This window comes from Komagataeibacter xylinus (genome assembly GCF_009834365.1).
Taxonomy (GTDB): domain Bacteria; phylum Pseudomonadota; class Alphaproteobacteria; order Acetobacterales; family Acetobacteraceae; genus Komagataeibacter; species Komagataeibacter xylinus_D.
On record NZ_CP041348.1, the window covers coordinates 1,811,897 to 1,830,000 of the forward strand.

Annotated in this window: 16 protein-coding genes (1 of these 16 cut by a window edge); 2 read left to right on the forward strand and 14 right to left on the reverse strand. The window is 66.4% G+C overall.

Annotation, left to right across the window (positions count from 1 at the left end):
- Genes topA through gltX form a run of 6 tightly spaced genes read right to left on the reverse strand, consistent with a single transcriptional unit; the run spans position 1 to position 8,218 of the window.
- Positions 1 to 2,721: a type I DNA topoisomerase gene (gene topA / locus FMA36_RS08680; protein ID WP_159262005.1), complete on the reverse strand. Its 2,721-nt coding sequence runs from the start codon at positions 2,719 to 2,721 to the stop codon at positions 1 to 3.
- A gap of 45 nt (positions 2,722 to 2,766) precedes the next feature.
- Positions 2,767 to 3,930 carry a DNA-processing protein DprA gene (gene dprA, locus FMA36_RS08685; RefSeq protein ID WP_159262006.1) on the reverse strand — a complete coding sequence of 388 codons (1,164 nt, stop codon included), beginning with the start codon at positions 3,928 to 3,930 and terminating at the stop codon, positions 2,767 to 2,769.
- Positions 3,927 to 4,565, reverse strand: coding sequence for a glycerol-3-phosphate 1-O-acyltransferase PlsY (gene plsY / locus FMA36_RS08690; protein WP_159262007.1), 639 nt, complete (start codon positions 4,563 to 4,565; stop codon positions 3,927 to 3,929). The genes dprA and plsY overlap by 4 nt, the downstream gene beginning before the upstream one ends.
- Complete coding sequence (locus tag FMA36_RS08695; RefSeq protein WP_159262008.1) at positions 4,562 to 5,857, reverse strand: dihydroorotase; 1,296 nt, start codon at positions 5,855 to 5,857, stop codon at positions 4,562 to 4,564. The genes plsY and FMA36_RS08695 overlap by 4 nt, the downstream gene beginning before the upstream one ends.
- Positions 5,854 to 6,819, reverse strand: coding sequence for an aspartate carbamoyltransferase catalytic subunit (locus tag FMA36_RS08700; protein WP_159262009.1), 966 nt, complete (start codon positions 6,817 to 6,819; stop codon positions 5,854 to 5,856). The genes FMA36_RS08695 and FMA36_RS08700 overlap by 4 nt, the downstream gene beginning before the upstream one ends.
- The gene (gene gltX / locus FMA36_RS08705; protein WP_159262010.1) at positions 6,812 to 8,218 is read right to left on the reverse strand and encodes a glutamate--tRNA ligase; all 1,407 of its coding nucleotides are present in this window, start codon (positions 8,216 to 8,218) and stop codon (positions 6,812 to 6,814) included. The genes FMA36_RS08700 and gltX overlap by 8 nt, the downstream gene beginning before the upstream one ends.
- 294 nt (positions 8,219 to 8,512) lie before the next feature.
- Here gltX and FMA36_RS08710 point away from each other — a divergent pair, with 294 nt between their 5' ends.
- Positions 8,513 to 10,612 carry a ComEC/Rec2 family competence protein gene (locus tag FMA36_RS08710; RefSeq protein ID WP_159263790.1) on the forward strand — a complete coding sequence of 700 codons (2,100 nt, stop codon included), beginning with the start codon at positions 8,513 to 8,515 and terminating at the stop codon, positions 10,610 to 10,612.
- A 90-nt stretch (positions 10,613 to 10,702) separates the two neighbouring features.
- Here FMA36_RS08710 and nth read toward each other — a convergent pair whose 3' ends face one another.
- The gene (gene nth, locus FMA36_RS08715; RefSeq protein WP_206065295.1) at positions 10,703 to 11,353 is read right to left on the reverse strand and encodes an endonuclease III; all 651 of its coding nucleotides are present in this window, start codon (positions 11,351 to 11,353) and stop codon (positions 10,703 to 10,705) included.
- Positions 11,354 to 11,581: 228 nt separating this feature from the next.
- Between nth and FMA36_RS08720 the strand changes: the two genes are divergently transcribed.
- Positions 11,582 to 13,366: an ABC transporter ATP-binding protein gene (locus FMA36_RS08720; RefSeq protein ID WP_159262012.1), complete on the forward strand. Its 1,785-nt coding sequence runs from the start codon at positions 11,582 to 11,584 to the stop codon at positions 13,364 to 13,366.
- A gap of 154 nt (positions 13,367 to 13,520) precedes the next feature.
- On the opposite strand, the gene FMA36_RS08725 is transcribed toward FMA36_RS08720, so the two are convergent.
- The 7 genes in view from FMA36_RS08725 to hisB are tightly spaced (at most 31 nt apart) and all read right to left on the reverse strand, a layout consistent with a single transcriptional unit that may run on beyond the window.
- Positions 13,521 to 13,898 (reverse strand): histidine triad nucleotide-binding protein, encoded by a 378-nt coding sequence (locus FMA36_RS08725; protein WP_159262013.1) that lies wholly within the window; start codon positions 13,896 to 13,898, stop codon positions 13,521 to 13,523.
- Between the two features lie 25 nt (positions 13,899 to 13,923).
- A complete protein-coding gene (locus tag FMA36_RS08730; RefSeq protein WP_159262014.1) occupies positions 13,924 to 14,379 on the reverse strand; it encodes a phosphoribosyl-ATP diphosphatase in 456 nt (151 codons plus the stop codon).
- A gap of 31 nt (positions 14,380 to 14,410) precedes the next feature.
- A complete protein-coding gene (gene hisF / locus FMA36_RS08735; protein WP_159262015.1) occupies positions 14,411 to 15,172 on the reverse strand; it encodes an imidazole glycerol phosphate synthase subunit HisF in 762 nt (253 codons plus the stop codon).
- Positions 15,172 to 16,527, reverse strand: coding sequence for a 1-(5-phosphoribosyl)-5-[(5-phosphoribosylamino)methylideneamino]imidazole-4-carboxamide isomerase (hisA, locus tag FMA36_RS08740; protein ID WP_159262016.1), 1,356 nt, complete (start codon positions 16,525 to 16,527; stop codon positions 15,172 to 15,174). The genes hisF and hisA overlap by 1 nt, the downstream gene beginning before the upstream one ends.
- Entirely contained in the window at positions 16,524 to 17,204 is a 681-nt protein-coding gene (gene hisH / locus FMA36_RS08745) for an imidazole glycerol phosphate synthase subunit HisH (RefSeq protein WP_159262017.1), read from the reverse strand. Before hisH ends, hisA begins: the two co-directional genes overlap by 4 nt.
- Before the next feature lie 8 nt (positions 17,205 to 17,212).
- A complete protein-coding gene (locus FMA36_RS08750) occupies positions 17,213 to 17,596 on the reverse strand; it encodes a hypothetical protein (protein ID WP_159262018.1) in 384 nt (127 codons plus the stop codon).
- Positions 17,593 to 18,104 carry the 3' portion of an imidazoleglycerol-phosphate dehydratase HisB gene (hisB, locus tag FMA36_RS08755; RefSeq protein WP_159262019.1) on the reverse strand. It continues 85 nt past the right edge of the window, so only the last 512 of its 597 coding nucleotides appear in the window; its start codon lies off the right edge, out of view; its stop codon occupies positions 17,593 to 17,595. The genes FMA36_RS08750 and hisB overlap by 4 nt, the downstream gene beginning before the upstream one ends.

Genomic DNA, 18,104 nt, shown 5'->3' on the forward strand with positions numbered 1-18,104 from the left:
TCAGTCCGTCTCGCTTTCAGTCTTGGCCGGGGTGGCCTTCTTGCGGGTGGTGGTCTTTTTGGCGGCCGGTTTGGCCGCTGTTTTCCTGGGGGCTGCCTTTTTCTTTGGCGCAGCCTTCTTGGGCGCGGCGTCCTCGCCTTCCGCCGCCTTGGCCTTTGTCTTGCGGGCTGCGGGCTTGCGGGTGGTGGTGGCCTTTTTGCCCTTGGCCTTGAGTGGCTTGCCCTTTTCGGTCAGCAGCGTCAGGGCTTCGTCCATGGTCACGTCGTTCATGTCCTGCCCGCGCGGCACGGTAGCCACGATGGAGCCGTGCTGAACGTAGGGACCAAAGCGGCCCTTGCGCACCATGACCGGCTCGCCATCCTTGGGGTGGGGGCCGATGGTGCGGATGGAGGCCAGCTTCTTGGCCAGCGCATCGACCGCGCGGTTCAGCCCCACGGTCAGGACATCATCATCCTTGTCCAGCGAGCCATAGACCGCGCCCATTTTCACATACGGGCCAAAGCGGCCCAGACCCGCCTCGATCGGCTCGCCAAGTTCGGGGTGAATGCCCACGATGCGCGGCAGGGACAAAAGGCCCACCGCCTGTTCGAGCGTGATCTTGTCGCCATCGAGCCCGCGCGGAATGGTGGCGCGCCTGGGCTTGGCTTTCTTGTCCTCGGGATCGGGCTCGCCCTGCTGCACGTACAGGCCCCACGGGCCACGGCGCACGGTCACGTCCTCGCCGGTGGGTGCAGCACCCAGCACGCGCATGCCATCCTTCAGGGCGGCGGCATCATCGCCTTCCTTCGGGTCGGCCACGAGTTTGCGGGTGTACTGGCATGTGGGGTAGTTCGAGCAGCCAATGAACGCGCCGTACCGCCCCAGCTTCAGCCCGAGCCTGCCGGTGTTGCACGCCGTGCACAGGCGCGGGTCCTGCCCGTCCTCCCGCGCGGGGAAGAAGTAAGGCGAAAGGTCCGCATCCAGCGCCGTGATGACGTCGGATATCTTGAGATCCTTGGTCTGGTCCACCGCGTGCGAGAAGTCGGACCAGAAGGCGGACATCACATCGCGCCAGTTGGCCCGCCCGCCGGAGATGTCATCAAGCTGTTCCTCAAGCCCTGCGGTGAACTGCGTGTCCACATACCGCTCGAAGAACGAGGTGAGGAAGGCCGTGACCAGCCGCCCGCGGTCTTCGGGGATGAAGCGGCGGTTCTCAAGCTGCACGTAATTGCGGTCGCGCAGCACGGTCAGGATGGAGGCATAGGTGGAAGGGCGGCCAATGCCGATTTCTTCCATCTTCTTCACCAGCGAGGCTTCCGAATAGCGCGGCGGCGGCTGGGTGAAGTGCTGGTCCGCCGTGACCTCGCCGCGCCCGATGGCGTCGCGCTCCTTCATGGCGGGCAGCATGCGGTCCTGTTCGTCATCCGCCTTGGCGGGCGAGTCGTCGCGGCCTTCGCTGTAGAGTTTCAGGAAGCCGTCAAACGCGATCATGGACCCCGTGGCGCGCAGGGTCACGCGCTGGTTGCGGCGGTCCACGATATCGACCGCCACCTGGTCGAGCTCGGCGGACTGCATCTGGCTGGCGACCGAGCGCTTCCACACCAGATCATACAGCTTCTTCTGCTCGGGCGAGAGGTAACGCGCCATGTCGGCGGGGGTGCGGCGCACGTCTGTCGGGCGGATGGCCTCATGGGCTTCCTGCGCGTTCTTGGCCTTGGTGGAATAGATGCGCGGCTTGTCGGGCACGTACTGCTCGCCAAAGCTGTGGCCGATATGGCCCCGGATGGCGCTGATCGCCTCGCCTGCCATCTGCACGCCGTCGGTTCGCATATAGGTGATGAGGCCCACGGTCTCGCCACCGATGTCGATGCCTTCATAAAGCTGCTGGGCCGTGCGCATGGCCACCTGGGCCCCCATGCCCAGCTTGCGCGAGGCCTCCTGCTGCATGGTCGATGTGGTGAAGGGCGGCGGCGGGTTGCGGCGCACCTTGCGGCGCTCGACCTTCTCCACCCCGAATTCACCGGCCTCGACCGCGGCCTTGGCTGCCATGGCGCTGGCTTCGTTGTTGAGGTCGAACTGCTCGAGCTTGTGGCCATCAAGATGCGTGAGCCGTGCGGTGAATGCTGCCCCCGCAGGCGTGGTCATGCGGGCCAGAACGGACCAGTATTCACGCGGCTTGAAGATCTCGATCTCGGCTTCGCGCTCACAGATCAGCCTTAGCGCGACCGACTGCACGCGCCCTGCGCTGCGCGAGCCGGGCAGCTTGCGCCACAGCACCGGCGAGAGCGTGAAGCCCACGAGGTAGTCAAGCGCGCGGCGGGCGAGATAGGCCTCGATCAGCGGGAAGTCGAGCTCGCGCGGATGGGCCATCGCGGCCTTGATGGCGCTTTTGGTGATCTCGTTGAAGGTGACACGCTGCACCTCGATGCCCTTGAGGAGCTTCTTCTCCTCAAGGATCGAGCGCACGTGCCACGAAATGGCTTCCCCTTCGCGGTCGGGGTCAGTGGCGAGGTACAGGTGGCTGGCCCCGCGCAGCGCCTTGGCGATGGCCGCGATCTGGCGGCTGCCGCGCTCGTCGGTTTCCCACACCATGGCAAAGCCTTCGTCGGGCTTGACGCTGCCATCCTTGGGCGGAAGGTCGCGCACATGCCCGAACGAAGCCAGAACCGTATAGTTATCACCCAGATACTTATTGATCGTTTTCGCCTTGGCTGGCGATTCGACCACCACGACGTCAGTCATTCTGTCTCCGGATCACGATTCTAAAAACCTTGCTCTATCCCGCGCTCAGGCCGGGGGTGGACGCCGCACGACCAGATCCCCCGCAAGGAATTCGATCGTACCCGCAATCTCCATTTCCGACAGGACGGTCAGGACTGCTGCAGTCGAGAACTGGCAGCGCCGTACAAGATCGTCAACAGGCGATGGCGTGAAAGATAGAAAACCTTCCACCATTTCATGCAGGTCGCCCTGGGCGGGTAGGGGTGGCGTCGGGTCTGTCTGCGGCGAGGCCAAGGCTTGCCCACCCGATGGGGCAGCATTGTGGCGCACCGGGCGGATAGAGGCGGAAAACAGGTCGTTTTCCTCTATGGTTTCAGGCAGTTCGCGCAATATGTCGCGTTCGGTTTCGGTCACGACCGCACCCTGGCGCAGCAGGTCATTGCTGCCCCGGCAGCGCGGATCAAGCGGCGAGCCGGGCACGGCAAAGATGGTACGCCCGTAATCAAGTGCCATGCGTGCGGTAATCAGGCTGCCCGAGCGCAGTGCAGCCTCGATCACCACGCAGCCCAGCCCAAGGCCCGCAATCAGCCGGTTGCGGCGTGGAAAGTGCCGGGCCTGCGGCACCGTGCCTAGCGGGGCCTCGGTCACGACCGCGCCGGAGCGTGTGATTTCGGCCTGCAGGGGGCCATGTTCAGGCGGGTAGGGGCAGTCCAGCCCGCCGGCAATGGCGGCAACCGTGCGGCCCGCCGTCATGGCGCCGCGATGGGCTGCGCCATCAATGCCGCGCGCCAGCCCCGATACGGTGTGCACGCCGTGTGCCGCGAGCAGGGCGGCCAGGCTTTCGGCCATGCGCAGCCCGCCCGATGAGGCATTGCGCCCGCCCACGATGCCCACCATGCGGGCGGACAGCAGCGCCACGTCGCCCAGCACCGACAGCACGGGCGGTGCGTCAGGCAGTGCGGCCAGAAGGGCGGGGTAGCCGGGCTGGCCGTGTGCGAGCAGCGTGCCGCCTAGCGCATGCAGGCGCTCAAGCTCGCGCAGGGCGTCATCATGCGGGTGGAGCGGGCCGATGGTGCGGCTGATGCGGGTGGCCCCGCGCTCGAGCATGGCAAGGGCCGCTTCAACGCTGCCATGGGTGCGGATGAGCTTGCGGTAGCTGACCGGGCCGATGCCGTCCGTTCGCGCCAGCCGCAGGCAGGCCAGCGCCGTTTCGGCATCGGGGCGGGTCATGTGCTTTTCTGGCCGATTCTGGGCTCGGTGCCCCTGAGCAGACGGGTAATGTTGGCGTGATGGCGGACCAGGATCATCACTGCAATCAGCACCCCGGCCAGATAGGCGGGGGAGTTGAAGTCAATCCGCCCCGGCCGGATCATGAGCAGCGGCAGGGCGGCAAACGCGATGATGGCACCCGCTGATGAAATGCGCGTGACCTTGGCAAAGATCAGCCACAAAGCACAGCAGCACAGGCCCACGCCGGGCATGAGGGCAAGAATGCAGCCCAGCCCGGTCGCGACGCCCTTGCCACCCCTGAACTTGAGCCAGACGGGAAAGCAGTGCCCGGCCACGGCAAAGATGGCGGCCAGCGATTCGGCGGCCAGCGTGTGGAACGGGCACAGCACGAAGGCGCAGAACACCGCGAACGCCCCCTTGGTGCCATCGAGCGCCAGCGTGCCGGCAGCCAGCCCCTTGCGGCCGGTGCGCAGCACGTTGGTCGCCCCGATATTGCCCGAGCCGATCTTGCGGATGTCGCCACCCCCCGACAGCGCGGTGAGCACCAGGCCAAAGGGAATGCTGCCAATCAGGTAGGACAGGAAGGCGACGCCGCCCATCAGCGGCAGGTCGTAGGTGGGGATGCCGTAGATCATGCGGCCTGCGCCCCGAACACGCGCGCGCCTTTCTTCCACGTGCCCAGCACGCGGCCTTCCAGCGCGCGGCCATCAAACGGGGTGTTCTGCGCCTTGCCCGGCAGGTCGCCCGCGCGCACCACCCAGGCGGTATCGGGGTTGAACAGGCACAGATCGGCAGCAGCCCCCACGGCCAGCGTGCCCGCCCTGCTGCCCAGCACGGCAGCCGGGCGGTGGGTCAGCAGGCCAATGGCCTCCATCATGCCAAGGTGGCCCGCATGCACCTGCGCAAGTGTTACCGCCAGCAGCGTGCACAGCCCGGTGCCCCCGGCGGCGGCCACGGCAAAAGGCTGGCGCTTGTCATCGGCGTCACACGGCATGTGATCGGATGCGATGGCGTCGATCGTGCCATCGGCCAGCGCAGCACTTACGGCACGGCGGTCGGCTTCGGTGCGCAGCGGCGGCGAGAGCTTGGCGTAGGTGCGGAAATCGCCGATCACCGTCTCGTTGAGGTCGAAATAGGGGGGGGCCGTATCGCAGCTCACACGCAGGCCATCGGCCTTGGCGTTGCGGATCAGGTCAAGCCCTTCCGCGGTCGAGACATGGCCAAAATGCAGCCGCCCGCCGGTCATGCGCGCAAGGCGCAGGTCGCGTGCGATCAGGATCGCCTCGGCCGCGGCCGGAATGCCAGGCAGGCCAAGGCGGGTGGCCAGTTCGCCATCAGTAGCGCAGCCGCCACGTGCCAGTGACGGATCTTCAGGGTGCTGCACGATCAGGGCGTTGAAGCCTTTGGCGTAGGTCAGCATCTGGCGCATCATGCGGCTGTCGGCAATGGCATGCGGGCCATCGGTAAAGGCAATGGCGCCCGCTTCGGCCAGCAGGCCGATCTCGGCCATTTCCCTGCCCGCGCATTCACGGGTCAGGGCGCCATAGGGCAGGATGTCGATCATGCCCGTTTCCTCGCCCCGCGCGCGCAGCAGGCGGGCAAGGGCGGGGTTGTCGATCGTCGGGCTGGTATTGGGCAGCACGGCAATGGTGGTGATGCCACCCGCCACGGCAGCGCGGGCGGCGGAGAGTACCGTCTCGCGGTATTCATAGCCGGGCTCGCCAATAGTCACGCGCATGTCCACAAGGCCGGGGCACAGCACGAGCTGGCCGCCGCCATCAATCACATCCGCGCCTTCGGGCATGCCTTCGGCCTGCGGCGCGTCGATGCCTGCAATCACGCCGCCCTGCACCAGCAGGCGGCCGGGGCGGTCCGTATTGCTGGCGGGGTCGATCAGGCGCACATTTTCAAAAATGGTTGGCTTCATGCGCCTTCTCCCCCGCGTGCGAGCAGGTCAAGCACCGCCATGCGCACCGCAACCCCCATTTCCACCTGTTCACGGATCACGCTCTGGTCGGAATCGGCCACGCGGCTGTCAATTTCCACGCCCCGGTTCATCGGGCCGGGATGCATGACCAGCGCATGCGGCTTCGCCAGCGCAAGGCGCTTGTTATCGAGGCCGTAGAAGCGGAAATATTCCCGCGCGCTGGGCACCTGTGTGCCCTTCATGCGCTCGCGCTGCACGCGCAGCATCATCACCACGTCCACGCCGCGCAGGCCATCCTCCATGGTGTGATGGATGCTGACGCCCAGCGCGCCAATGGCACCCGGCACCAGCGTGGGTGGCCCCACCACGCGCACCTGACAGCCCAGGGCTGTGAGCAGGTGAATGTTGGAGCGCGCGACCCGGCTGTGGCTGACATCGCCGCAGATCGCCACCGTCAGCCCCTCGAACGTGCCGAAATGGCGGCGGATGGTCAGCGCATCGAGCAGGGCCTGGGTGGGGTGTTCATGCGTGCCGTCGCCTGCATTGACCACGCTGGCCTGTACCTTCTGCGCCAGCAGGGCGGGTGCGCCGGACTGGGCATGGCGCACGACAAGCAGGTCGGCATGCATGGCGTTGAGCGTGGCCGCCGTGTCGAGCAGTGTTTCGCCCTTGTTGACCGAGGAACTGGCCACGGTCATGTTCACCACATCCGCGCCGAGCCGCTTGCCCGCCAGCTCGAACGAGGTGCGGGTGCGGGTGCTGTCCTCAAAGAACAGGTTGATGAGCGTGCGCCCGCGCAGCAGGTCGCGCGGGGTCTTGCGCGAGCGGTTGAGCAGGGCGTAGTGCTCGGCCAGGTCCAGTATGGGCATGATCCGGCTGGGATGCATGCCCTGCACGCCCAGCAGGTGGCGTGTGGCCGGGGTGGCGAAAACGTTGCTGCCGTGGGCGCTGCGCTCATTCATGGGCGGCGACCGCGTTGATGCGTGCCAGAACCTCGTCACGGCCAAGGGCGACCAGCGTGTCATCGATACCGGGCGACATGGTGCTGCCGGTTACGGCGGCACGCAGCGGCTGGGCCACCTTGCCCAGCTTCATCTCATGCGTCTCGGCAAACTGGCGCAGTGTCGCGTCGATCGCTTCCTTGCTGAACGGCTCGGTCGCCTTGAGGGCTGCGGCCAGTTTGCCCAGCATCACGCGGTTTTCCGCACTCAGCTGCTTTTCGGCCTTGGGGTCAAAGGCAAGGGGCAGCGAACGGCCGAGGAAGGCCGCGTTATCAGCCAGTTCCACCAGTGTCTTGGCACGTTCCTTCAGGCCGGGCATCAGGGCCAGAACCTTGGCACGGGTGGCATCCGATGTATCCACGCCTTCCATCTTGGCCAGGCGTTCCATCACGTCATTCGTCAGGCGGGTATCATCGGCCTGGCGCAGCCATACGCCGTTGATGTGCAGGAGCTTGGCGTAATCCATGCGGGACGGCGAACGACCCACGCCATCGAGGTCGAACAGCCTGATCTGTTCCTCGCGCGAGAGGATCTCGGCATCGCCGTGGCCCCAGCCAAGGCGCAGCAGGTAGTTGTTCAGCGCCTCGGGCAGGTAGCCCATCTCGCGGAATTCCACGACCGACTGCGCCCCGTGCCGCTTGGACAGCTTGGCCCCGTCAGGCCCGTGAATGAGCGGCAGATGCGCGAAATGCGGCAGGTTCCAGCCCATGGCGCGGTAGATCATGGCCTGGCGGAAGGTGTTGGTCAGATGGTCATCGCCACGGATGACGTGGGTGATGTCCATGTCATGGTCATCGACCACCACGGCAAGCTGATAGACCGGGGTGCCATCGGCGCGCAGGATGATCATGTCATCAAGTTCGCTATTGGCCACGCGCACGTCACCCTGCACCAGATCGTGGATGGTGGTTTCCCCCTCACGCGGGGCCTTGATGCGGATGGTGTAGGGGGTGTTGGCGGGGGCGTCGGCGGGGTCGCGGTCGCGCCACATGCCGTTGTAGCGGGGGGGACGGCCCTCGGCCATCGCCTTCTCGCGCATTTCCTTCAGTTCATCGGCCGTGCAGTAGCAGCGATAGGCCAGGCCCTTTTCCAGCAGTTCATGCGCCACCTCGGCATGGCGGCCCTGGCGTGTGGACTGGAAGACCGGCTTCTCGTCGGATTCGATGCCCATCCAGGCCAGACCGTCGAACAGCACGTCGACCGCCTGCTGGGTCGAGCGTTCGCGGTCGGTATCCTCGATGCGGAGCACGAACTGCCCGCCGTGGTGGCGGGCATAGAGGAAATTGAAAAGGGCGGCACGGGCGTTGCCGATATGCAGCAGGCCGGTGGGGCTGGGAGCAAAACGCGTACGGACAGTCATGAACCGGGTTCCTAGCATGTTTTTGCCCTGCTGACAGGGGGCACTCTGGCGTGAAAACCGTTCCGCCCGCTAGGGTGTGCATTCCTGCCACGCCTTTTACGCGCATTATGGGGGTCTTCTGTCGGGTTCGTCTGCCATTTGCCATCAATGCCGGTGCCGCTGTCCTGCCCAAGGGGTGTGGACAGGCGTTTGGCGGGCGGCGATTCCGGGCCGTGCGGCAGGCCTGGGCGTGCGGGGTGGTTTTTGAGCCGGGCGGCGGGGGCAGGGAACCTGCTGCGCCTGCGGGGTGCGCTCATGGCATGGCTGTGGGGGCAGAACAGTGGGCTGGTGCTATGGCTGCCGGTGGCTCTTGCTGGCGGCATCATCGCGTATTTTGCCCTGCCGTTCGAGCCGGGCGAGGTAGGCGCGGCAGGTGCGGCGCTGGCCTGTGTGGCCTCACTCGCCTGCCGTCTGCTGTGGCCTGAGTGGCTGGCCGTGCGGCTGGGCGCGGGCGTAGTGGGGGCCGCTGCCATGGGGTTGCTGCTGGCATGGGGGCAGGCATGGCGCATGCCGCCTTTTCCCGATCTGCCGCACCGGGCGGTGCATCTGTCAGGGCAGGTGATGGGCGTGGAAGTGCAGCGTCTGGCCGATGGCACGCAGGCGCTGCGTGTGGCGTTGCGCGGCGTGCGTTTTGAGGATGGAATCAACATGGGCATGCCGCCCCTGCGGCGGTCGCTGTCCGTGCGGCTGCGGGCCGATGACCCCGCGCGGCCCATACCGGGCGACGGGCTGCGGGTGCGTGCCCTGCTTTCGCCGCCTGCCTTCCCTGATGTGCCGGGCGGGTATGATGCCCAGCGCCGGGCGTGGTTTGCAGGCCAGGCAGGCCATGGCCGCGCGCTTGAACGGGCCACGATCACGCCTGCGCAGGTGGCCAGTGGTCCAGCGGGCTGGCTTGCGGGCAGGCGGCAGGCGCTGGCGGAACGGATTCGTGCTGCCCTGCCCGGCACGCGGGGCGATATTGCCGCGACTATTCTGGTGGGAGCCGATGGCGTGGTGGCGCCCCGGGAGCGTGAGGTCTTTGCCGATGCGGGGCTGGCGCACCTGCTGGCCGTGGCGGGGCTGCATCTGGCGATTGTTATGGGGCTGGTCATGGTGGTGCTGCGCACGGGGCTGGCGCTGAGCGAGCGGGCGGCGCTGTACTGGCCATGCCGCCAGATCGCGGCGGTGGGTGCGCTATTGGCGGGCGGCGGTTACGTGCTGCTGACCGGCGCGCACCTGCCTGCCCGGCGCAGCCTGCTCATGGCGGGGCTGGCGGTCGTGGCGCTGCTGGCAGGCAGGCGGCCGCTGTCGCTGCGGGCGCTGGCAGTGGCGGCGGCGGTGCTCATGGCGCTCAACCCGGAGGGCGTGATTGAGTTGTCCCTGCAGATGTCGGTTGCGGCGGTTATGGCGCTGATTGCGGGGTTTGAGGCACTGCGGCCCGCGCTATCGGGTTGGGAGCATGATGACGTGTGGCTGCGGCGGGTTGCGGCGCGGCTGGCCCATCCGCTGCTGGCCAGCGTGCTGGCAGGGAGTGCGTGCCTGCCGGTGGGCATGGCGCATTTCGGCACGGTGCAGCCATGGTTCGTGCTGGCCAACCTGCTGGCGGTGCCGCTCATGTCGGTCTGGATCATGCCGTGGGGGCTGGCGGCATTGGGGCTGATGTCGCTGGGGCTGGAAAAACTGGCCCTTGTGCCCATGGGCTGGGGGCTTGGCGTGGTGGCATGGCTGGCACATCTGGTCGCCCGGCTGCCCATGGCGCGGATGGGCGTGCCTGCCTTGGGCAATGTGGGGCTTTGCGTGTTCTTCGTGGGGTTGTGCTGGCTTTGCCTGTGGGTGGGGCGGGTACGGTTGCTGGGGCTTGTGCCGATCGTGCTGGCGGTGCTTTCCCCATGGATGATGACCCGCCCGGTGCTGCTGTTGGCCCCTGATGCCCGCATGGCGGGAATTGTGACGCAGGGGCACCTGCTGACCGGCCCCGGCACGCACCCCGATCCGTTTGCGCTGCGTGAATGGCAGCGCGTGACCGGCCTGCCCTCAGATGTGTTGCCGGCCGAGGGAACGGTGGGGCAGGTGGCCTGCCATGGCGGCGTCTGCCGTGTGGGAGATATCGTGCTGGTTTTCACCGCCCGGCCGCCTGCGCCCGGCCTGTGCCGGGGTACCGGGCTTTTGGTCAACCTGCCGGGCACATGGGGGTGTGATGGCGTGCCCTCCATCGGGCGCTTCGATCTGTGGCGCAACGGGGCTTATGCCATTTACCGGTGGGTGGATGGCGGGCTTGTGGTGCGGACGGACCGCGCCATGCGCGGAGCGCGGCCATGGGTCATGCGCCCCGGCGGGGCGGGCCTGCCCAACCTGCCCCTGGCGCAGGCGGAATAAAGATCAGCACGAAAAATGATAAAAGTCTTCGGGTGCTGCCTTTTTGAAAAAAGGCGGCGTTCTTTCAAAGCTTTAAAAACTTCTGCTTGTTCAGGCAGGGGCCAGGCGTAGCTCATCCTTCATGCGGTACTGGCATGGTTCAAAAGCGGGGCAACGCCAGCATTCGGGCCTGCGGGCCTTGCACACGTAGCGCCCGTGCAGGATCAGCCAGTGATGGGCCGGGCGCAGCATGTCAGGCGGAATGCGGCGGACAAGCTGGTCCTCCACCGCACGCACGGTGGCCCCCGGCGCCAGCCCCGTGCGGTTGCCAATGCGGAAGATGTGGGTATCCACCGCCATCGTGCTGTCGCCAAAGGCCACGTTCATCACCACATTCGCGGTCTTGCGGCCAACACCGGGCAGGGATTCGAGGGCCGCGCGGTCATGGGGCACCTTGCCATCAAAGCGGTCGAGCAACTGCCGTGATAGCGCCACCACGTTGCGCGCCTTGGTGCGCCACAGCCCGATGGTGCGGATATGCGCGCCCACCTTTTCTTCGCCAAGGTCCACCATGGCCTGCGGGGTCGGCGCATCGCGGAACAGGTTGACGGTGGCCTTGTTGACCGAGGCATCGGTCGCCTGCGCCGAAAGTACGACTGCTACGAGCAACGTATAGTCATCGACAAAGTCGAGTTCGCTTTCGGCATCGGGGTTGGCGGTGGCCAGAAGGCTGATGAAGGCGCGGACTTCGGCCAGCGTCATGGCGCGGCGGGCGGGTTTGGCTCTGGCGCGGGTGGGGGGTGTTGGCATCGGCTACTCGCTGGGGTGGGTCGGGGCGTATTGTGCGGCGTGGGGGTGGGGTCTGTAAATTGCCCCGGACCCCGATAGTCGGGCAGGGGCCTTGCATGCCACGCGGGGCGGGGCTAGTCGTTCCAGCCCTTTGCGGCGCTCGGGTCACGGTCGCGTTTTTTGCATTCTGGCGTGGTGGGCATGGCTTCTTCCTCTTCTCGATCCGTTACGCGGCGGCATGAATTCGCAGCCGTTCTGAGCTTTGTGTGGCACCGGTGGCGGGCGTGGCCTGCCCTGCTGGCGGGCACGCTGGCAGGGATCGCGCTGGCTACGGTGGCGGATGTGATGATGCCGCTGCTGGCGGGCTGGCTGGTCGATGATGTGTCGCACCCCGCACAGGTGGCCACCATCCACCGCGCCATACGCGATGTAGCGGGGCTGACGGGGCTGGGCGTGGGCGGCATCGTGGCGCGGCGCATGGCATATGTAACCATCTCGCACCTCACATCCCGTGTCATGACCGGCATCGTGACGGAGGCGTTCGCCCGCGTGCAGCGTTTCTCCAGCGAGTGGCATGCCAGCAACTTCGCGGGCTCGACCGTGCGGCGCATCACGCGCGGGCTGGGGGCGATCGACACGCTGGGCGATACGGTGCTGCTCATGCTGGTGCCCGAGGTGATCGTGCTGTGCGCCACGACCGGCGTGCTGGCTTTTCACTGGGCGTTCATGGGGCTGGTGCTGGCGGTGGGGGCAGTAGCCCTTGTGGGGCTCTCGGTCGTGCTGACGCTGCATTACGTGGCGCCATCCGCCCGGCTGGCCAATGCGTGGGATACGCGCATGGGGGCCACCCTGTCCGATGCCGTGACGTGCAATGCCGTGGTCAAGGCCTGCGGGGCGGAGGGGCGCGAGGATGCCCGGCTGGCATGGGTTGCAGGCCGGTGGCGGCAGCGCATGGTGCGTTCGTGGCTGCGCGGCACCGATAGCGCCAATTTGCAGAACCTCGCTGCCCTGCTCATGCGCATGGCGCTGATTGCAGGGGTGGCGGTGCTGTGGGTGCGTGGCCGTGCCGGGCCGGGTGATGTGGCCTATGTGCTGACCATGATGTTCGTCATACAGGGGTACCTGCGTGATATCGGCCAGCAGATTTCGGTCGTGCAGCGCTCGGTCAACGAGATGGAGGAACTTGTTGCCCTGTTTGCCATGCATCCCGGCGTCGCGGACCGCCCCGATGCCCCGGCGCTGCGCGTGACACAGGGGCATATCCGCTTCGAGCATGTGCGCTTTGGGTATGTGCGCCAGCACGGGCGGGTGCTGTTTGATGACCTGAACCTTGATATCGCACCCGGCAGCCGGGTAGCCCTTGTTGGCCCGTCCGGCTCGGGCAAGACCACGCTCACGCGGCTGCTGCAGCGGCTTTATGATGTTCAGGCCGGGCGCATCACCATTGATGGCACGGATATTGCCACGGTTACGCAGGCCAGCCTGCGCGGGCAGATTGCCATCGTGCCGCAGGAGCCGCTGCTGTTTCACCGCTCGCTGGCCGAGAACATCGCCTATGGCCGGCCCGACGCCACGCCCGCCGAGATCGCTCATGCCGCCCGGCAGGCCAATGCGGCGGATTTCATCGACCGTCTGCCGCGCGGCTACGCCACCATGGTGGGCGAGCGTGGGGTCAAGCTCTCGGGCGGGGAGCGCCAGCGCATTGCCATTGCCCGCGCCTTTTTAAGCCAGGCGCGCATCGTGATCATGGATGAGGCGACGTCGAGCCTCGACTCGCAGTCTGAAGTGCAGGTGCAGCAGGCGATGGAGCGCCTCATGGCCGGGCGCACCGTGCTGGTCATCGCCCACCGGCTTTCTACCGTGATGGGGCTCGACCGCATCATTGTCTTCCGCCATGGCCGGGTGTGCGAGGATGGTCCGCATGCCGTCCTGATGCAGCGCGATGGCGGGCTGTATCGTGACCTGTTTGAACTTCAGTCCCTGTAGAACACTGTTCATTACAGGAAACGCCGCCTTTTTTGGAAAAGGCGGCGCTCGTAAACTTTTATTTTTTTAACAATTCATATTTTAAATTCATGCAGGGTTATCGGTGGTTTCCAGATAGCGGTACCATCAGGCAACCGCCCCTGTTTGTCCGGCTTCAGCCCGGCAGCATGGCGCCAAGCGGGCGGCCACCAAACAGGTGCACATGGAAGTGCGGCACTTCCTGCCCGCCTTCAATGCCGGTGTTTGACACAAGGCGATAGCCCGGGGCTTCCAGCCCGAGGTCACGCGCGACCTTGCCTACCGCGCGGGTAAAGCCTGCAATGTCCGCCTCACTGGCCGTTGCGCTGAAATCGGCAAAGGAAATATAGGCCCCTTTGGGGATCACCAGCACATGGACGGGCGCCTTGGGGGCGATGTCGTGGAAGGCGAGGGCGTATTCATCCTCATACACCTTCCTGCACGGCAGTTCCCCGCGCAGGATGCGGGCAAACACGTTCTGCGGGTCATACGCGCCGGTGCCATTTACGGCCATGGGTCTTGTCTCCTGTTTGGGTCGGTCAGGCCAGCGGGTCGCGGGGGCGGGCGGCTTTCTCGGCCACGCCGCTCGTGCCTTCGCGGCGCAGCAGTTCGGCCCAGACTTCAGCCGGTTTCACACCCGCATCCACCCACATCACGATCAGGTGGTAGAGCACGTCCGCACTTTCGCTGATCAGTTCCTCGCGGTTGTCCGCCACGGCCTCGATCAGGCATTCCACGGCTTCCTCGCCGAATTTCTGCGCGATCTTGCGCCGCCCACGGGCCAGAAGGCGGGCGGAATGGCTGACGGAGGGGTCCGTGCCCCGGCGCGATTCCACAACGTTGAACAGGCGGTCGAGCACATCGGGTGTTGCGGGGCCTACGGCCTCGATCTCGATGGTTGCGGCAGGGGCCTTGCCTGCCGCCTTGCCGGGGGCCGGTTTGGCCGGGGTAGCCTTGGCGGGCGCGTTCTTGCGGGATTTTTCTGGCTTGGCCATGACAATGCTCCGATAGGCGGGAAAAGGGAGATCAGGTGGTCTGTCTGACCGGCAGGCCCGCTTGTGCCAGCGCCTGCTTGACCTGTGGAATGGTGAACTGCCCGAAGTGGAATACGCTGGCTGCCAGCAGCCCGGTCGCACCCGCGCGCGCGCCCTCAACAAAATGTTCGAGCGCGCCAACCCCGCCCGAGGCCACGATGGGAATGCGCACTGCCGCATTTGCCGCCCGCAGCAGGTCAAGGTCGAACCCTTTGCCGGTGCCATCGCGGTCCATGCTGGTCAGCAGGATTTCACCCGCGCCACGTTCCGCCACTTCCTTGCACCAGTCAATTACGTTGCGCCCGGTGGGGGTGCGGCCACCATGGGTGTAGACCTCCCACCCGCCATGGCCATCGCTGCGGGCATCAATGGCGACCACGACGCACTGGCTGCCGAATTTCTGCGCAGCCTCGCTCACCAGTTCGGGCCGCGAGACGGCAGCCGAGTTCATGGCGCATTTATCGGCACCCGCCAGCAGAAGGCGGCGCATGTCATCGGTGGTGCGCACGCCGCCGCCTACCGTCAGCGGCAGGAAGATGCGCTCCGCCGTGCGGCTGACCACGTCGAGGATGGTATCGCGGTTTTCGTTGCTGGCCGTGATGTCAAGAAAGGTGAGTTCATCAGCACCTGCCGCGTCGTACACGGCGGCCTGTTCCACCGGGTCACCCGCATCGCGCAGCGAGACGAAGTTGACCCCCTTGACCACCCGACCGTTCTTGACGTCCAGGCAGGGAATGACGCGCAGCTTGAGCATCAGGACAGGACCCGCAGGGCTTCACCAAGGTTGATGCGGCCATCATACAGCGCGCGCCCTACAATCACGCCCTCGATGCCCGGCGCCCGTGCCGTGGCCGCCCGCAGGGCTTCAAGGTGGGCCAGATTGCCCACCCCGCCGCTGGCAATGACCGGGATGGAGAGCGCATTGGCCATGTCGGCGGTCTGCTCGATGTCGATGCCAGTCAGCATGCCGTCGCGGCTGATCTCGGTGAAGATGACGGCAGCCACGCCCGCATCCTGCATGCGCAGGCCGAGGTCGACGGCCTTCATCTCCGATGTTTCGGCCCAGCCTTCGGTTGCCACCTGCCCGCTGCGCGCGTCAATGCCCGCCACGATGCGACCGGGGAACAGGCGGCACGCCTCGCGCACCAGCTCGGGGTTCTTGACTGCGATGGAGCCCAGGATCACGCGGCTGATCCCGGCATTGAGCCATTTGCCGATGCTTTCAAGGTCGCGCAGGCCGCCGCCGAGCTGCACCGGCACCGAGGCATTGGCGATAATGGCCTCGATGGCCTCGGTGTTGGCCGAGCGCCCGGCAAATGCGCCGTTGAGGTCGACCACATGCAGCCACGAGCATCCGGCATGGATCCAGGCCCGCGCCTGCGCGCCGGGATCATCGGAATAGACGGTGGCGTTGTCCATTTCGCCACGGCGCAGGCGCACGCATGTGCCATCCTTGAGGTCAATGGCGGGGTAGAGGGTCAGGCTGTGTCCGGTCACGGGGGCATGTCCTGCTGCAGGGATGGGAGTGGAGGCATCCTGCGGGTGGGCGGGTACGATCCGCTCGTCATCCTGCAGGCGCTTGGTGAAGAACAGGCCGCGCACGGTGCGGCCATCGGTGCGGGCATAGCTGGGGTGGGTGCCCCAGTGGTGGAAGCCGCTGCTGCGGAACAGCCGCACGGCCTCGGTCTGGGTCTCGCGTACGTCGAGGTTGATGATCTGGTAGCCCATGCTGCGCGCGCAGCTTTCCACCTCGGTCAGCAGCAGGCGGCCCAGCCCCAGCCCGCGCGCGTAGGGGGCGATATAGAAATGCATGAGGGTCGCACTCATGGCCTGCGCCTCGTTGTTGCGCGGCGGGCGCACGAGCTGGGCGGAGCCTACGATCATGTCATCAAGCCGGGCCACGAACATCTGCCGCTCGGGCACCAGCAGCACGCCGCGGAAGTAACGCTCCAGCGTCTCGCGCGGGGGTGGGGCCAGCCAGCCAAAGCCGCCGCCATCGAGTATGGCCGCGTTGGTCGCGTCACACAGGGCGTGCAGGTCGTCCTCGTGCATGTTGTCGTGCAGGCGTTCGGCATGCAGCGTGCCGGCAAGCGTGGCCTGACGGGTCATGGCGCGGGGTCCGGCGCAGGCGTCCAGCGCAGGAAGTTTGACAGGATGCGCAGGCCTACCTGCTGGCTTTTTTCTACATGGAACTGGGTGCCCGCCCGGTTGCCGCGCGCCACGATGGCGGGCACCGGGCTGCCGTAATCGGTGGTGGCGACCATGTCGGCACCGTCATATCCGGTCAGCGCGAAGGAATGGACGAAATAGCCATGCGCATCCGCTGCCAGCCCTTCGGTCAGGGGATGGGCGCCAGGGGTAAAGGCCAGTTCGTTCCAGCCCATCTGCGGCAGGCGCAGGTCAGGGGCCTCCATCAGTGTAATTTCCCCCGCGATCCAGCCAAAGCCAGGGGTCACGCCATGCTCGCGCCCGCGCTCGGCCATGAGCTGCATGCCAACACAGATGCCCAGAAAGGGCACGCCGCCATCAGTTGCCGCAACAATCGCATCGCGCAGGCCGGGCTGGGCCTCGAGCCCTGCCGCGCAATCGGCAAACGCACCCTGTCCGGGCAGGACGATGCGGTCGGCCTGCAACACGGCCTGCGGGTCTGCCGTGATGGTGACGGTGGCATCGATGCCGCTATCAGCCGCGGCCCGTGTCAGGGCGCGGGCTGCGGAGGCGAGGTTGCCACCATTATAGTCGATCACCACAATGGACTGGGGGCGAGAGGATGCGGGCGCGGGCATGGTATGCCTCATGATACGGGGGAAGGGGAGGGAACGGGCGGGTTATGCTCCAGCCAGCGCACAAGGGCGGCGCTACGGTCTGGCGCATACACGCCTGCTGCCGGGGCATAGCCGCGCAGTTGCAGTTCCCATTGCCGGATTTCCGGCGTGTTGAGGGCCAGCAGCAGGTGCAGCCCGCCCAGCACGGGCAGGGCTAAGGCCAGCGGTAAGAACTGGGTCAGCAGAATGCTCACGCCGCCCGCCAGCAGCCCGCTGATGAAACAGCCCCGCAGCAGCAATCCGCCCCAGCCGCACAGCAGCACCAGCCACGACATGCGGCACGCCACCATCACGGGCCACGCCCGCGTATCGGGCCTGCCTGCAGGCGGCAGCAGGGCGGAATAGAATGTCACAGGCTGCCCTTGGTGGAGGGGATGATGCCGCCCGCGCGCGGGTCGGGCTCGCTTGCGGTGCGCAGGGCGCGGGCCAGCGCCTTGAAGGCGGCCTCGGCAATGTGGTGGCAGTTATGCCCCGCGCGCTGGATGATGTGCAGCGTGACCAGTGCGCTCATGGCGAAGGCGCGGAAGAATTCCTCGAACAGCTCGGTATCCATCTCCCCGATCTTGTCGCGGCCGAAGGTGACGGACCATGCCAGAAAGGGGCGGCCGGAAATATCGACAACCGCCTCGCACAGCGCCTCATCAAGCGGCACGGTGGCGCTGCCGTAGCGGCGGATGCCCCTCTTGTCGCCAATGGCCTGCGCGAAGGCCTTGCCCAGGGCAATGCCCGTATCTTCCACCGTGTGGTGGTAGTCGATATGCAGGTCGCCTTTGGCAACAATGTCGAGATCGCACATGCTATGGCGGCCAAGGGCTGTCAGCATGTGGTCAAGGAAGCCGATCCCCGTATCGATGCGGGTCT